Here is a 13,140-nt window from a genome sequence, read left to right as displayed (position 1 = left end):
CCCCACCATGACCGGACGCCTCAACAGCGCCCAGCCGTACGTCCTCGGTCTGTTCCGCATCGTCGTCGGCCTGCTCTTCGCCTGCCACGGCGCCGCGTCGCTCTTCGGCGTCCTCGGCGGAGCCGGCGGCGACGGCGGCACCGTCGAGACCGGCGCCTGGCCCAACTGGTTCGCGGCCGTCATCGAGTTGGTCGGCGGCTCCCTCGTGCTGATCGGCCTGGGTACGCGGGCCGCCGCGTTCCTCTGCTCGGGCGCGATGGCCTACGCGTACTTCAAGGTCCACCAGCCCAACGGCCTGTGGCCGATGGAGAACAGCGGCGAGGGCGCGGCGATGTTCTGCTGGGCCTTCCTGCTGCTGGTCTTCACCGGCTCCGGTGCCCTCGGCCTCGACCAGCTGATCGCCAGGCGCTCGGCCGCGGCGGACAAGCCGGCCGCGCGACAGACGCCGATCGCGGCCTGAGCCACGACGCCACGGACCTGGGCGCCCGTCCCCGCCGCTCACGCGGGGCGGGCGCCCAGGTCTGTCACCCGGCCGCCGCCTGCGGCCGGCGGGCACCGCCGCTCGTCACCCGGTGCCGGTGACCCAGCCGAAGGGCACGGTGAAGCAGGCGGCCCGCTTCCCCGCACCACCCGGCTGGTCGTGGATCACCACGGAGGACGCCTCGCCCCGCCGGAAGCCCCAGTCGTGCCGGGCCTTCGCCCGGCCCTCGCCGTGCGCGTCGGCGGTGAAGTCGAGCCAGACCTCGTTGTCGGAGTTGACGTGCTCGGGATGGGCGGACGCCTTGTGCTGGTAGTGGCCGCCCGCGGCGGCCGGGTCGGCGCCACAGGGTTTGCGGTGCACGTGGACGCCGTAGTGGTGGTGCGCCCGCGCGCCCGTGACCCGCAGGTCGACGGTGGTCGCGCCGTCGGGTGCCGTCCGCTGGCCCACCTCGATCCACGCGGCGGCGGGGACCAGTTTCCGGTCGTACGTCACCGCCTTCGAGGCCGCGGAGGCGGCGGCGGCCGGCGCGAACCGCGCGTCCGTCCTCATCCAGTAGCCGCCCGGGTCCTGGCCACCGCCGGCGCCGCCCGCGAGCAGGGCCGCGGCGACGGCGGCGGCACCCATGGATATTCCTGCCAGCATGATCTGTACCGATCCTTACGTTCCGGGGATGGGCGGGACGTCCCGCGTCGGGGGGAGTCGCCCCACTCCGTGCTACGGGACACCCGCCCGGACCGCCCCCGGAACGCGGCAGCCGGGTGAACACGCCGTGTCGATCACCCGATCCCCCGGTGAAGGCGCTGTCACACCCCACGCGTACGCTGTATGGCTGTTATGGGCCGCCCCCGCCGCACCCCCGCGACACCCGCGGCAGCGACGCACGGACCGGCCACGGGGGGAACGGGGAGTCGCGGTGTTCGAGAGCGTGGGGGCGTTGACCGGCAGCCCATGGATCTACGCCATGGTGGCGATGTCGGTGCTGCTGGACGTGTTCCTGCCGGTGCTGCCGAGCGGTGTCCTGGTCATCACGGCCGCCACCGCGGCGGCCGCGGGCTCCGGCGCGGCGACGGGCCGGGTACCGGACGAGGTGCCCGACATCCTGGTGCTCGTCCTGTGCGCGACCACCGCGTCCGTGCTCGGCGACCTGGTGGCGTACCGGCTCGCCTGGCGCGGCGGTGAACGCCTGGACCGCGCGATCGCCCGCTCCCGCCGGCTGACCGTCGCGCAGGAACGTCTCGGCGCGGCCCTGGCCCACGGCGGCGGTGCCCTGGTCGTCCTGGCCCGCTTCGCCCCGGCCGGCCGCTCGGTCGTCTCCCTGGGCGCCGGCGCGGCCCACCGCCGTGCCCGCGACTTCCTCCCCTGGTCCGCCCTGGCCGGTCTCTCCTGGGCCGCCTACAGCGTCGCCCTCGGCTACTTCGGCGCCCACTGGCTGGGCGCCACCTGGCTGGCGGCGGGCGTGTCGATCCTCGCCCTCTTCGGAGCGGGGGCGGCAGCGGGCTACGTCATGCACCGCCGGCCGGCGTAGGGCCCACAGGCCCGCGGCGGGCGGCCGGCCCTGCCCCGTCCGCCTGACCGCGGGCGAGTGTGCCCCTCCGGTCGCGGGTCCCGTCACGGTCACGTCCGCCCGTGCCGCGGCCAGCCCTGTCCGCCGTGGGCGCGGCGGCACCCGGCCCGCGCCGGTGAGCGAGACCATCCCCCGGCACCGGCACCCGCACCGACACCGACACCGACACCGGGCACGTATCCGACCCCGGCTCGCGCACGGGCGCGCGGCGCACCCCGCCCGACGCCCGGCCACCAGCCCGCGTCACCCCAACGGGCCGCCGGCCGGCGACCCGCCCTACCCGGCCCGGCGTCCCGCCACCCCCCGCACCTCCAGCCCGGCCAGCAACTCGGCCGTGGCCTCGGCGATCACCTCGACGGCACGGTCGAACACCTCCTGGTTGTGCGCGGCCGGCGCCCGGAACCCGGACACCTTCCGCACGTACTGCAAGGCAGCGGCCCGGATCTCGTCCTCCGTCGCCTCCTCGGGCAACACGGGCGGACGGAGCGTCTTGATACTGCGGCACATACCTCCAGTCTCGCCCCTCGGACCGGCCCGTGTCCCCGGAACCCCCGGCCTGCGAAGATCCTCCCCAGGCGGCCACCATCCCGGGGCCGACCGACGGGAGGAACCCGCAGCATGACGACGTACGAGGAAACGACGCCCCGCGCACTCACCGTGGCCGTGCTGGGCCCCGGCGGCACCGGCGGACTGATCGCCGCGCTCCTGGCCAGGGCCGGGCACCGCGTGATCTGCGTGGCCGGCGAGGGGACCGCCGACACCCTGCGGACGGCCGGCATCCGGCTCCGCAGCACCCGCTTCGGCGACGTCACGGCCCGCGTCGAGGCGGACACCGTCCTGCGCGAACCGGTCGACGCCTGCCTGGTCGCGGTCAAGCACACCTCCCTGGACGCCGCCCTGGACCGCGTCCCGCCGGCGTCTGTGGGCGACGGCCTTCTCGTACCGCTCCTGAACGGCGTCGAGCACCCGGCGGCGCTGCGCGCCCGCTACCGTCCGGACCGCGTCGCCCCCGCTGTCATCCGCGTCGAGTCGACCCGCGTGGCGCCGGGCGTGATCGAGCACACCAGCCCGTTCGCCGAGGTGGACCTCGCGGGCGACGGCGTCCCGCGCGAGCGTCTGGACGCTCTGGCCGCCGCCCTCACCGCCGCCGGTCCGGTCACCCGGGTCCTGGCCGACGAGACGGCGGCCCTGTGGGCGAAGATGTCGTTCCTGGCCCCCTTCGCCCTCCTCACGACCCGTCACGGACTGCCTCTCGGCGAGATCCGTACCCGTCACCGCGGGGAGCTGACCGCCCTGGTCGAGGAGACCGCCGCGGTCAGCTCCGCGTCCGGCGGCCCCGCGGACCCGGCCCAGGCCCTGGCCCGCTACGACGCCTTCCCGCCCGCCACCAGGTCGTCGATGCAACGGGACGCGGAGGCGGGCCGCCCGCTCGAACTGGATGCGATCGGCGGAGCATTGCTGCGCGCGGCCCAGCGACACGGCGTACCGGCGCCGGTGACGGCCCGCGTGGTCGAGGAACTGCGGAACGCCGGGAGCACCGGGAGCACCGGGAATGCCGGGAACTGAGCGCCACCGAGCCGCCTTCCCTTGCCTTCCCTCCCCTCGACTTGAGCCGCATACTGTCAACTTCACACAGCCGTGACTTGTCAATGTCCCTGCGGGGAGCTATATGAAGAAGCGGCACCTGTCCGTCGGGGCGCTCTGAACGCCCCGACGTCCATGGAGTGAAGGGAGAAGGAGGACCATGCTCGCGCGCACCGGTGCCCTCGGTGATCTCGACCGCCTCACGCACCAGCTCGCACACGCCGCCCCCGCCTCGGCCGACGCCCCCATCCCGGCGGACGCCTGGCGCGACGACGAGGCTCTCTACGTACAGTTCGACCTGCCCGGCATGGACCCCGCCGGCCTCGACCTGACCGTCGAACGCGGCATGCTGACCCTCACCGCGCACCGCCCCTCGCCCGTCCCCGAGGGCGCCCAGCCGGTGCTCACCGAGCGCCTCACCGGCCGCTTCACCCGCCGGCTGGCCCTCTCGGACGCCCTCGACACCGACGCCGCCGACGCCCGCTACGACAACGGCGTCCTCACCCTGCGCATCCCGCTCGCCGCGCACGCCAAACCCCGCAAGATCGCCATCACGGGCGGCGGGCGCAGGCAGCTCACGGCCTGACGGCCGCCCGGTCCCCGCACAGGCAGGTCACCGACAACGAGAGGAGTTCGACCGTGAGCGCCCTGCTGTGGCTGCTCATCCCGCTGTGCACCGGCATCACCGCGAGCGTGTGGGCCTGGAGCGCCGGACGTGGCAGCCAGGGCCCGCCCGATCACGACACCTGGCAGGATCTCGACCGCTACCAGCGCCTGCGCGCGGCGATGAGCGGCCCCGTACGCCGCTGAGAGGCACCGGTGCGGTCCGGCCGGCCCGGCCCGTGAGGCGCGAGCCTCCATCGGGCTTCCGGCCGGCCGGCCGTGCGGTGCCCTCGCGGCGGGAGTGGACGAGCGGAGGGGGCGCTAGGGTCGTCGGCATGTTGACGCGGCCCCCTGGGCACGGCGGTGCGGCACCTCCGCGGGAGGGCCGGGCCGCAGCAACCGGGGGTCCGCGAGCGCCGGATCCTCACCTCGCGGCAGGCGATGCCGCGGGACGGGCCTGACGCGGGCCGTCACCGCGCGAGGAGCCGGGACCCACCGCCCGAGGGCGGTGCACCCCGTTCCGCCGCCACAGCAGGAGGGGACGACAGTGGCCGAGGCACTGGACGAACAAGTGAGCGAGCTGACCGGGGTCTTCCTCTTCCGGATCCCGGAGGACACCTGGTGGTGGTCGGACGACCTGTTCCGGCTGCTCGGCCACGAGGCCGACACCGTGCCGCCCTCAGGGGGACTGCTGCGTGCCCATGTCCATCCGGAGGACCACTCACTGCTCGACCAGGCCCTGGAGCAGGGAAAGGACACCGGCCGGCCCTTCACCTGCCTCCTGCGCGTCCAGGACAAGGGCGGCGCCGAACACCAGGTGATGCTGGTCGGCGACGGACGAAGCGACGACGACGGCGTGGTGGTCCTGCGCGGCTTCCTCGTCGACCTGACGCAGGCGGTGACGGGCGCCGCGCTCCGAGTCGCCGCCGACGACATCGCCCGGGCCCGCACGTCGCAGGAGGACGTGGATGTGGCCCGGGGCGTGCTGATGGCGATGTACGGCGTCGACGCCGACGTGGCGCTGCGGATCCTGCGCCGCCACTCCCAATACACCAACGTCAAACTCCGCACGCTGGCCCGGACGGTACGCGCGGCCGCCCCGACGGCACCCGGTGATCCGCAGCACGATCTGCACCGGCGGGTGTCCCGGGCGCTGTACCCGCCCGACCCAGGCTGAGATCCGCGTACCCCTCGATCCGCCGGGGTACTGGGGTGGCAGGCCGCCGGTTGGGGAAACAGCCCGGCGGACCAGCACTCCCGGGGTGTCCCGGGGCGCCCCGGCGAGTGCGCGCTCCCGTGGCCGGCGCGCGCGTGGTCGGCTGCCCCGCGGCCGGCGTAGCCACCATCGGGGCGACGCCGGTCACCACCGGGAGCGACACCTCGCCATCGGGAGCGCCACCGGTCGCCTTCGGGAGCGACCCGGCGCCCGAGGCCCCCGCGATGTCCGGGCAACTCGCCCCCGAAGCAACTCGCGCCCCTAAATCGAACAGGCGTACCATTGGGTCGTGGCTAAGACCTATGACTTTCCGAGTGACCTCCTCGCCGGTCAGGAGGAGCTGCATCAGGTCCGGGCCGAGCTGTCGGCCCTGCTCAAACGGCTTCCCTGGTCGGTCGAGCCGCTGGACGGTTTCAGTGACGACAACGGCTGGCGCAAGGTGGAACGCCCCGCCTCCCCCGGCTGGACGGCCGACGAACAGGCCGAGGTGGAGAAGCTCCGCCGGCGCGAGCACGAACTCGCGGTCTTCGTCAGCGGTCACCGCTTCTGGGCCGAGGTCGCGGGGGCGGAGCGCGTGGACGCCCGGATGAAGCTGAAGCACGCGCACGAGGCTCCGGAGATGCCGGAGGGAGCGAAGACCTGAAGCGACGAGAAGACCCCGGCCATGATCGGCCGGGGTCTTCTTCCGGTGTGGGCGCGGACGGTTTCGAACCGCCGACATCCTGCTTGTAAGGCAGGCGCTCTACCCCTGAGCTACGCACCCGAGACGAGTCGACAGCCTACCTTGCCCGGGGCACTGCCCCGCAAACCCCTGCCCGGGGCGGCCCGCGTACGACCGCCCTGTACGGGGGTTATCCCCACCCGGGACCCGGGAGTACGCAGGATCCCGCGGACTGCGCCGGATCCGTACGGTCGAAGGACGAAGCGAAGGGGAGGAGCGGGCGCGGAGAGCGTCCGCCGGTCTTCGCCGGCCGTACCAGGGGGAGATCGTCATGACCCGTTCCGTCGCCGCCCGTACCGCCGCCGCAGCCGGTGTGGCCGCGGTCCTCATGGCGGGAGTCGCCGCCTGTGGTGCCTCCGCCGCGGACGACAAGGACCCCGATCACCGGTCCTTCGCCTTCCAGGGACGCACCCTCACCATCGACTCCGACGACTCGGCACTGGAGATCGTCGCCGCGGACACCCACCGGGCGGGCACGGTCGAGGTCACCCGGTGGTTCCAGGGCACGGTCGCCGTGGGCAGGGATCCCGAGGTGAGCTGGTCCATGAAGGACGACCGGCTGAAGCTGCGGATGACGTGCTCGGGCGTGGTGGCCGACTGCGCGGCCAGGCACCGTATCGAGGTGCCGCGCGGGATCGCCGTGAAGGTCGAGGACGGCGACGGCAGTGTCCGCGCGCGGGGCTTCGAGGACCCGCTGAGCATCCGTACGGGAGACGGTTCCGTCCGCGTCACCGACACCTCCGGGCCGCTGGACCTGCGCACCGGGGACGGATCCCTGCACGCGGACGTCTCCTCACGGCGCATCAGCGCCCGCAGCGGCGACGGCTCGGTCCACCTCGAACTCGGCGCCGTACCGGACCGGGTGGACTCCCGCACCGGGGACGGCTCCGTCACGATGGTGCTGCCCCGCGGCACGTACCGCGTGACGGCCGAGACCGGCGACGGCGGTGTGGACGTGTCCGTACCCCGGGACGACTCCAGCTCCCATGTGGTGTCCACCCGGACCGGCGACGGCAACGTCACGGTCCGAACCGCGAACTGACCGGCCCGTGTGTTCGTCCTCAACCGGTGGGAGAATGACACGGGGCAGGACGGATGACAGCACGGGAGAGGGATGTGACGGCGACACCATCGCAGTCGTACTCGCCGTTGGTGCCACGCGCACCCCGTCCCGGGCGGACCGCGCTCCGCGACGCGCTCACCCTGATCGGGCTGCCGCTCGTCGCCGCGCTCGCGCTGCCCGTCGCCTTCGCCGGCGGCGGCACCCGCCGCTGGTTCGGCGGGCGCGCGGAGAACCAGCGGGCCGAGGCACAGGCCGCGAAGGACGCCGCCGCGGCGGCCTTCTACGACCTCGACACCGCCCAGCGCGATCTGCGGATCTCGATCGAGACCATCACCGCCGTCGACGACTCCCCGGCCGCCCGGCGCGCGGTCGCCGACTTCGAGGCGATCGGCCGGCGCATCGACGAGGCCAGCCGCCAGTACATCCAGGCGGTCGACGCCTACGACCTCGACCGGGACGACCTGGAGACCTCGGCCGCCACCCAGGCGCACACCGCGCTCACCCGGGCCAAGGACGAGCTGGAGCAGGTCAGGCGGGAACTGGACCGGTTCACCGGCGGTCTCGGGCCGCTGCTCGGCAAGGCCGAGACCCAGCTGGCCCGGCTCGCCCCCGCCGTCGAGCGGGCCCGGCAGGGACTGCTGGCCGCGTCCAACGCCCTGGACGCCGTACGGGGTTCGGGGCTGAAGGCGGACGACCTCGCCGCCCGTCTCGCCGCCCTCGGCCCGGAGCTGACCAAGCTGAACCAGGGCGCCGGGCAGCACGGCGTCCCGCAGACCCTGGAGCGCGCCGAGCGGGTGGCACGGACGGCCGAGGCGGTGCGGGTGGAGGCCGAGCGGCTGCCCGAGCGGGCCGCCGAGATCGACCACCGGCTGGTCTCCCTGCGCACCCGCGCCGAGGCCCTCACGACCCGCGCCGACCAGGTCGAGCCGATCCTGAGCGAACTGCGCCGGCGCTTCACCGTCGCCTGCTGGCAGGACCTCCAGCACATCCCGGAGCAGGCCGAGCAGAACGTGGCGCAGGCCGGGCTGAAACTGCGGGAGGCCCGCGCCGCCCGCGACGAGCAGCGCTGGCCGGACGCGACCGCCCTGCTGTCGACGGTCCGCGCCCTGCTGAACACGACCGACGAGTCCGTCTCCGCCGCCGGCGACCGGCTGCGCCGCCTGAACGCCGTGCAGAAGGACCCCCAGCAGGAGATCGACCGCACCCGCTTCGCCATCCGGGACGCCCAGCGTCTCGCCATGGCGGGCCGTCACACCCCCGACCCCCGTCACGCCCGCCCCCTGGACGACGCGGTCGCCCGCCTGGACCGGGCGGTCGCCACCCTGGAGGGCCGTCACCCCGACTACTGGCACTTCCTGACGGAGACGGAAGCGGTACGGCAGTCGGTCACCCGGGTCGTGAACCAGATCCGGGAGGAGCGGGGGGCGGGACACTGACACGCGCCTACGCCGTTCGGCGGGCGCCGGTTAACCTGTGCTCATGCCTCGCTACGAGTACCGCTGCCGGACCTGCGGAGACACCTTCGAACTGAGCCGCCCGATGGCGGAGTCCGCCGCCCCCGCCGCCTGCCCCACCGGCCACGACGACACGGTGAAGCTGCTGTCCACGGTGGCCGTCGGCGGTTCGGCCTCCGCCTCCGCCCAGGCCCAGGCCCCGGCACCCGGTGCGGGCGGCGCAGGCGGCGGCTGCTGCGGCGGGGGCTGCTGCGGCTGACAGCACCCGAGTCTTTCGTGGGCTGAGGAGGACCGCAGCGGATCACGCGGTCCTCCTCAGCGTGCCTTCAGCAACGGTTTCCTACCGTGACCGGCATGACAGCCATCGCAGCGCAGACGGTCACGGGCGCGGGTGCGGGCCCGCAGTGGGTCAACGACCTCATGGACACGCTGGGCGCGCCCGGCGCCGGTATCGCCATCGCCCTGGAGAACCTGTTCCCTCCCCTGCCCAGCGAGGTGATCCTGCCGCTCGCGGGATTCGCGGCGAGCAGCGGGCGCGTGGGCCTGCTCGCCGTCCTGCTGTGGACGACGGCGGGGTCGGTGATCGGCGCGCTCGCGCTGTACGGGGTCGGCGCCCTGCTCGGCCGTGACCGCACGGTGGCGATGGCGGCCCGGCTGCCGCTGGTGAAGGTCGCGGACATCGAGAAGACGGAGGCGTGGTTCCTGCGGCACGGCACCAAGGCGGTGTTCTTCGGCCGGATGATCCCGGTCTTCCGCAGTCTGATATCGGTGCCGGCCGGCGTCGAGCGCATGCGCCTGCCGGTGTTCGTGGCCCTGACCACGCTGGGCAGTGCGATCTGGAACACCGCGTTCGTGCTCGCCGGTTACGCCCTGGGCGACAACTGGACCGAGGTCACGACGATCGTCTCCGCGTACTCGAAGGTGGTGCTCGCGCTGGCCGCTGTGGCGGTGCTGGCGTTCGTCGGCACACGGCTGCGGCGGCGGCCGGGGTCGGGCCGCCGCGGGCAGGAGCGGGAAGCGCACCAGCGCCCGTAGCCGCGTTGCCGGCCCTGGGGGCGCGGCCACGCGGCCGGAGGACGCCGGCGGGCCGCACCCGCCGATCACCCGCCGATCACCCGCCCGGCTCCGTCAGGCCGCCCCGTCCCGCACCACCCGCAGGAACTCCCGCAGGATCCGCTCCCCCGCCAGCACGCCCCGCTCGGGCAGCGCGCTGATCGACGGGGCCGTCCAGCCGGCCTCCGCCAGCTCCCCGTGGCCCGGGCGCCAGCCCTGGTCCGCGGCGAGGAGGAGGTCGGCGTCGAGGAGGGAGTCGCCGGCGGCGAGGGTGAGCTCGGCGCCGGTACGGCGGGCCACCTCGCGCATGGCCGCGCTCTTGGTGAGCGGCTTGGGGACGGCGTAGATCTTGCGGCCCTGGAGGGAGACCGTCCAGCCGCGGTTCTCCGCCCAGACCCCGAGTTCCTTGACCCAGTCCTCGGGCAGGAGTTCGCGTTCGACGACCAGATAGGCGAAGAGGTCCTCGGCGATCCGGTGCTTGCGTACCCACAGCGGGTCGGCCGTCGCCGTCAGGTGCTCGCGCACCTCGTCCAGCGACGCGCACTCGTCGGCCAGCCGGGCCGTCACCCGCGCGTACCAGTCGGGGTCGGACTCGCCGTCCACCAGGAGGTGCCCGCCGTTGGCGCAGATCGCGTACTTCGGCGGCGGGCCCGGCAGGCTGATGCGCTGGTACTGCTTGCGGGTGCGGGTCGTCGTCGGCACGAAGACCGCCGCCTCCCCGAGCTCCCCGAGCAGTCCGGCGGCCGTCTCCGTCAGATACGACAGCGGCCTGCTCTCGTGCACCTCGATGCACAGCAGCCGGGGCGCCCGCGCGTCCGGCATGGTCAGCGCGAGAGCCGCGGCGGAGTAGATGAGCGTACGGTCGAGGTCGCTCGCCACCAGTACCGGCATCAGACCGTCACCGCCCTGCCGTCGGCTCCCGTCGCGCCCCGCGTGTACTTCGGGTGGATCAACCCCACGCAGGTGTACGGGAGTTCGGCGACCTCTTCCACCGGGACACCTCGCTGTCCGGCCAGCAGACGGACGTGGTCCAGGTCGGCGCCGGCGCCGGTCCGGGCCAGGATCTTCCACGGCACCCGGCGCAGCAGCACCCGGGTGGTCTCGCCGACCCCGGGCTTGACGAGGTTCACGTCGTGGATGCCGTAGTCCTCGCTGATCCGCTCGACGGCCGCCCAGCCCTTCCAGGTGGGGGCGCGGTCACCGGACAGCAGATCCTTGGCCTGCGTGTCGACGGCGTCGACGACCTCGGGGAAGCGGGCGGCGACCGCGTCGAGGAAGGCCACCGACACATCGGCGCCGGCGAGTTCGCGGTAGAACTTCGCGCCGTGGAAGTCGTCCGGGCCGACCAGGTCCGCGCGCAGGACGGTGCGCGAGATCAGGCCGGACACCGTCGAGTTGAGGCAGGCGGAGGGGATGAGGAAGTCCTCCCGGGTGCCGTACGTCCGCACGCACGAGCCGGGATCGGCGAGCACCGCGATCTCCGGGTCGAAGCCGGTGATGCCGTCGGAGGCCTCGAACTCCCGGACGGCGTCGGCGAGTTCGCGGGTGATGGCGCCCTTGCCGGTCCAGCCGTCGACGAAGACGACGTCGGCGGGGTCGTGGTGGGCGGCCAGCCAGCGCAGCGCGTTGGCGTCGATGCCCCGGCCGCGCACGATGGACACGGCGTAGTGCGGCAGGTCCAGGCCGTGCCGGAACTGGGCCCAGCGGCGCATCAGGACACCGATCGGGGTGCCGGCGCGGGCCAGCGACACCAGGACGGGCCGCGGCGAGCGCTCGGCCAGCACGATCTCGGTGACCGCGCCCACCGCCCGCGCCAGTCGCGCGGCCGACTCCTCGAGCGCCGTGTGGAACAGCTCCTGGTAGCGCTCGCTGGGCTGGTACTCCACCGGCAGCGACTCGGCGTAGTGCGCGCCGCCGCTCTGGATGGCCTCCTCGCGCTCCTCGGTCGGCGCCTCCAGCGTCACGTCCGAGAGGTCCTGGAGCAGCCAGCCGACCTCCTCGGGCGCGTACGAGGAGAAGGCGGGGCCGCGGAGTGGCTCGGGCAGCATGGCGGATCTTTCTCCAGGGGGAACGGCGACGTACAGCGGCTCGGGGGTGTAGGACGGGACGACCGCGAGGACGACCTGCGGGGTGTGCGCGGCGAGCCGGGCCAGCAGGCCGTCCGGCGCGTGCAGGGCGGGCGTGTCGGCGGCGGAGTCGACGACGGCGACGACGGTGTCGAAGCCGGCGCCCGCGACGTTGTAGGCGTAGCGCTCGCCGGGGCCGTCGGCCGGGTCGTCGTGGGCGGGGAAGACGATGCGGCTGCGGATCGCGTACCCGGGGTCGTCGACCGCGAGGACGGGAGAGCGGGTGGTGGTGGAGTACCGCACCTCGGCGTCCGTGACCTGCTCCAGTTCACGGGCCAGCCTGAGCGGCGCGTACATCAGTTCCTCGAAGCCGAGGACGAGGACGCGCCGGGCGTCGTCGGGTATCGCCTCGGCGAGCCGCGCGGCCATGGCGGGCAGGGCGTGCTCCAGGCGGGTGCGATGCCGGGGGGTGAAGCCGTGCCGTCCGCCGTCGGGAAGACCGCGCGGCCAGCACAGGTCGACCCGGGCGACACGGCCGTACGGCTCCGCCCCGGCGGCGGTCCGCCCGGAGCCGCTGGCGGCGCCGGCACCGGCCCCGGCCCCGGCTGCCGCTTCGTGGAGCGCGACCAGTTCCTGCCCCTTCTCCAGCACGCCCTCCGGGAGCCGTACCGTCCCGGAGGCCGCCGCGACCAGGTCCACCCGGGCGCCGATCTCGCGTGCGAACGCGTCCAGCCGTCCGGCGTCCGCAGCCGAGCGCATGTCGACCAGGGCGACCACCACATACCGTCGCCGCGGATAGCGTTCATGCAGGTCACGGATGGTGTTGAGGATCGTGTTCCCGGTGGAGAACTCGTCGTCGACGAGCACCAGCGGCCCGTCGCCGACCAGCAGCGTGGGGTCCTCGGGAAGGAGCAGGTGGGAGGTGGCGTGCGAGTGGGACTCCTCGAAGCCGCCGGCCGTGGCCACCCCGAGGACCGGGCGGCGGGTGGAGTGCAGATAGGGGGCCTGGCCCAGGCCGTCGGCGACACAGTGGCCGAGGCCGGTGGCGGTCTCCGCGTACCCGAGGACGACCGCCCGGCCCGCCTCCTCGGCGCCGAGCAGGGCGCGCACGCGCCGGCCGAGGGAGAAGCCGTGGCCGTACACGACGGACGGCGCCTGCGGTACGTGCTTGCCCAGCACGTGGGAGACGAGCAGATGGGCCCGCTTGGGGTTGCGGCGCAGCGCCAGCCCCAGCAGGCCGGTCAGCTCGTCGTCGCCCACGAGTTCGACACCGAGTCGCTCGGCGACCCAGCTGCCGGACCAGACCCCGTCGTTCACTGCGTTGTTCATACGTCC

Annotated in this window: 15 protein-coding genes and 1 tRNA gene; 11 read left to right on the top strand and 5 right to left on the bottom strand. The window is 74.1% G+C overall.

The features are described 5' to 3' along the window. Window positions 1-7 precede the first annotated feature (7 nt). Window positions 8-460 (top strand): DoxX family protein, encoded by a 453-nt coding sequence (locus tag ACWD0J_RS23655; RefSeq protein WP_451497802.1) that lies wholly within the window; start codon window positions 8-10, stop codon window positions 458-460. Between the two features lie 105 nt (window positions 461-565). Here ACWD0J_RS23655 and ACWD0J_RS23650 read toward each other — a convergent pair whose 3' ends face one another. Next, on the bottom strand, window positions 566-1,123 hold the full coding sequence (locus ACWD0J_RS23650) for a superoxide dismutase family protein (protein ID WP_451497801.1): 558 nt from the start codon (window positions 1,121-1,123) through the stop codon (window positions 566-568). A 271-nt stretch (window positions 1,124-1,394) separates the two neighbouring features. Between ACWD0J_RS23650 and ACWD0J_RS23645 the strand changes: the two genes are divergently transcribed. Continuing rightward, the gene (locus ACWD0J_RS23645; protein ID WP_451497800.1) at window positions 1,395-2,006 is read left to right on the top strand and encodes a DedA family protein; all 612 of its coding nucleotides are present in this window, start codon (window positions 1,395-1,397) and stop codon (window positions 2,004-2,006) included. 315 nt (window positions 2,007-2,321) lie between these two features. Here the strand turns inward: ACWD0J_RS23645 and ACWD0J_RS23640 are convergent, their stop codons facing one another. Next, the gene (locus ACWD0J_RS23640; RefSeq protein WP_451497799.1) at window positions 2,322-2,552 is read right to left on the bottom strand and encodes a DUF2277 domain-containing protein; all 231 of its coding nucleotides are present in this window, start codon (window positions 2,550-2,552) and stop codon (window positions 2,322-2,324) included. Between the two features lie 111 nt (window positions 2,553-2,663). On the opposite strand from ACWD0J_RS23640, the gene ACWD0J_RS23635 reads away from it, so the two are divergent. From ACWD0J_RS23635 to ACWD0J_RS23615, 5 genes are all read left to right on the top strand, one after another. Further along, window positions 2,664-3,611, top strand: coding sequence for a ketopantoate reductase family protein (locus tag ACWD0J_RS23635; RefSeq protein ID WP_451497798.1), 948 nt, complete (start codon window positions 2,664-2,666; stop codon window positions 3,609-3,611). 178 nt (window positions 3,612-3,789) lie between these two features. Further along, window positions 3,790-4,215: an Hsp20/alpha crystallin family protein gene (locus ACWD0J_RS23630; protein ID WP_451497797.1), complete on the top strand. Its 426-nt coding sequence runs from the start codon at window positions 3,790-3,792 to the stop codon at window positions 4,213-4,215. A 53-nt stretch (window positions 4,216-4,268) separates the two neighbouring features. After that, on the top strand, window positions 4,269-4,439 hold the full coding sequence (locus ACWD0J_RS23625) for a hypothetical protein (RefSeq protein ID WP_451497796.1): 171 nt from the start codon (window positions 4,269-4,271) through the stop codon (window positions 4,437-4,439). 340 nt (window positions 4,440-4,779) lie between these two features. Then, window positions 4,780-5,409 carry a PAS and ANTAR domain-containing protein gene (locus tag ACWD0J_RS23620; protein WP_451497795.1) on the top strand — a complete coding sequence of 210 codons (630 nt, stop codon included), beginning with the start codon at window positions 4,780-4,782 and terminating at the stop codon, window positions 5,407-5,409. 328 nt (window positions 5,410-5,737) lie between these two features. Beyond that, entirely contained in the window at window positions 5,738-6,091 is a 354-nt protein-coding gene (locus ACWD0J_RS23615; RefSeq protein WP_451497794.1) for a hypothetical protein, read from the top strand. A gap of 48 nt (window positions 6,092-6,139) precedes the next feature. On the opposite strand, the gene ACWD0J_RS23610 is transcribed toward ACWD0J_RS23615, so the two are convergent. Then, window positions 6,140-6,211: transfer RNA gene (locus ACWD0J_RS23610), tRNA-Val, on the bottom strand. Window positions 6,212-6,440: 229 nt separating this feature from the next. Between ACWD0J_RS23610 and ACWD0J_RS23605 the strand changes: the two genes are divergently transcribed. The 4 genes from ACWD0J_RS23605 to ACWD0J_RS23590 all read left to right on the top strand — a co-directional run bounded on the left by ACWD0J_RS23605 (window position 6,441) and on the right by ACWD0J_RS23590 (window position 9,721). After that, entirely contained in the window at window positions 6,441-7,211 is a 771-nt protein-coding gene (locus ACWD0J_RS23605) for a DUF4097 family beta strand repeat-containing protein (protein WP_451497793.1), read from the top strand. A gap of 74 nt (window positions 7,212-7,285) precedes the next feature. Further along, the gene (locus tag ACWD0J_RS23600) at window positions 7,286-8,668 is read left to right on the top strand and encodes a hypothetical protein (RefSeq protein WP_451497792.1); all 1,383 of its coding nucleotides are present in this window, start codon (window positions 7,286-7,288) and stop codon (window positions 8,666-8,668) included. Between the two features lie 43 nt (window positions 8,669-8,711). Continuing rightward, entirely contained in the window at window positions 8,712-8,945 is a 234-nt protein-coding gene (locus ACWD0J_RS23595; RefSeq protein WP_451497791.1) for an FmdB family zinc ribbon protein, read from the top strand. Between the two features lie 95 nt (window positions 8,946-9,040). Beyond that, complete coding sequence (locus ACWD0J_RS23590; protein ID WP_451497790.1) at window positions 9,041-9,721, top strand: DedA family protein; 681 nt, start codon at window positions 9,041-9,043, stop codon at window positions 9,719-9,721. 93 nt (window positions 9,722-9,814) lie between these two features. Here ACWD0J_RS23590 and ACWD0J_RS23585 read toward each other — a convergent pair whose 3' ends face one another. After that, window positions 9,815-10,630, bottom strand: coding sequence for an HAD family hydrolase (locus ACWD0J_RS23585; protein WP_451497789.1), 816 nt, complete (start codon window positions 10,628-10,630; stop codon window positions 9,815-9,817). Then, a complete protein-coding gene (locus ACWD0J_RS23580; RefSeq protein WP_451497788.1) occupies window positions 10,630-13,134 on the bottom strand; it encodes a phosphoribosyltransferase in 2,505 nt (834 codons plus the stop codon). Before ACWD0J_RS23580 ends, ACWD0J_RS23585 begins: the two co-directional genes overlap by 1 nt. Window positions 13,135-13,140: the final 6 nt, after the last annotated feature.

The organism is Streptomyces sp. NPDC003011 (assembly GCF_053591515.1).
The sequence above is the reverse complement of the archived record's forward strand: the minus strand, read 5'-3'. Positions and strand labels throughout refer to the sequence as shown.

What these genes read in the sequence shown, in the direction of transcription:
- ACWD0J_RS23655 (WP_451497802.1), top strand. Translation starts at nt 8, where the DNA reads ATGACCGGACGCCTCAACAGCGCCCAGCCGTACGTCCTCGGTCTGTTC.
- ACWD0J_RS23650 (WP_451497801.1), bottom strand. Translation starts at nt 1,123, where the DNA reads ATGCTGGCAGGAATATCCATGGGTGCCGCCGCCGTCGCCGCGGCCCTG.
- ACWD0J_RS23640 (WP_451497799.1), bottom strand. Translation starts at nt 2,552, where the DNA reads ATGTGCCGCAGTATCAAGACGCTCCGTCCGCCCGTGTTGCCCGAGGAG.
- ACWD0J_RS23635 (WP_451497798.1), top strand. Translation starts at nt 2,664, where the DNA reads ATGACGACGTACGAGGAAACGACGCCCCGCGCACTCACCGTGGCCGTG.
- ACWD0J_RS23630 (WP_451497797.1), top strand. Translation starts at nt 3,790, where the DNA reads ATGCTCGCGCGCACCGGTGCCCTCGGTGATCTCGACCGCCTCACGCAC.
- ACWD0J_RS23605 (WP_451497793.1), top strand. Translation starts at nt 6,441, where the DNA reads ATGACCCGTTCCGTCGCCGCCCGTACCGCCGCCGCAGCCGGTGTGGCC.
- ACWD0J_RS23595 (WP_451497791.1), top strand. Translation starts at nt 8,712, where the DNA reads ATGCCTCGCTACGAGTACCGCTGCCGGACCTGCGGAGACACCTTCGAA.
- ACWD0J_RS23590 (WP_451497790.1), top strand. Translation starts at nt 9,041, where the DNA reads ATGACAGCCATCGCAGCGCAGACGGTCACGGGCGCGGGTGCGGGCCCG.
- ACWD0J_RS23585 (WP_451497789.1), bottom strand. Translation starts at nt 10,630, where the DNA reads ATGCCGGTACTGGTGGCGAGCGACCTCGACCGTACGCTCATCTACTCC.
- ACWD0J_RS23580 (WP_451497788.1), bottom strand. Translation starts at nt 13,134, where the DNA reads ATGAACAACGCAGTGAACGACGGGGTCTGGTCCGGCAGCTGGGTCGCC.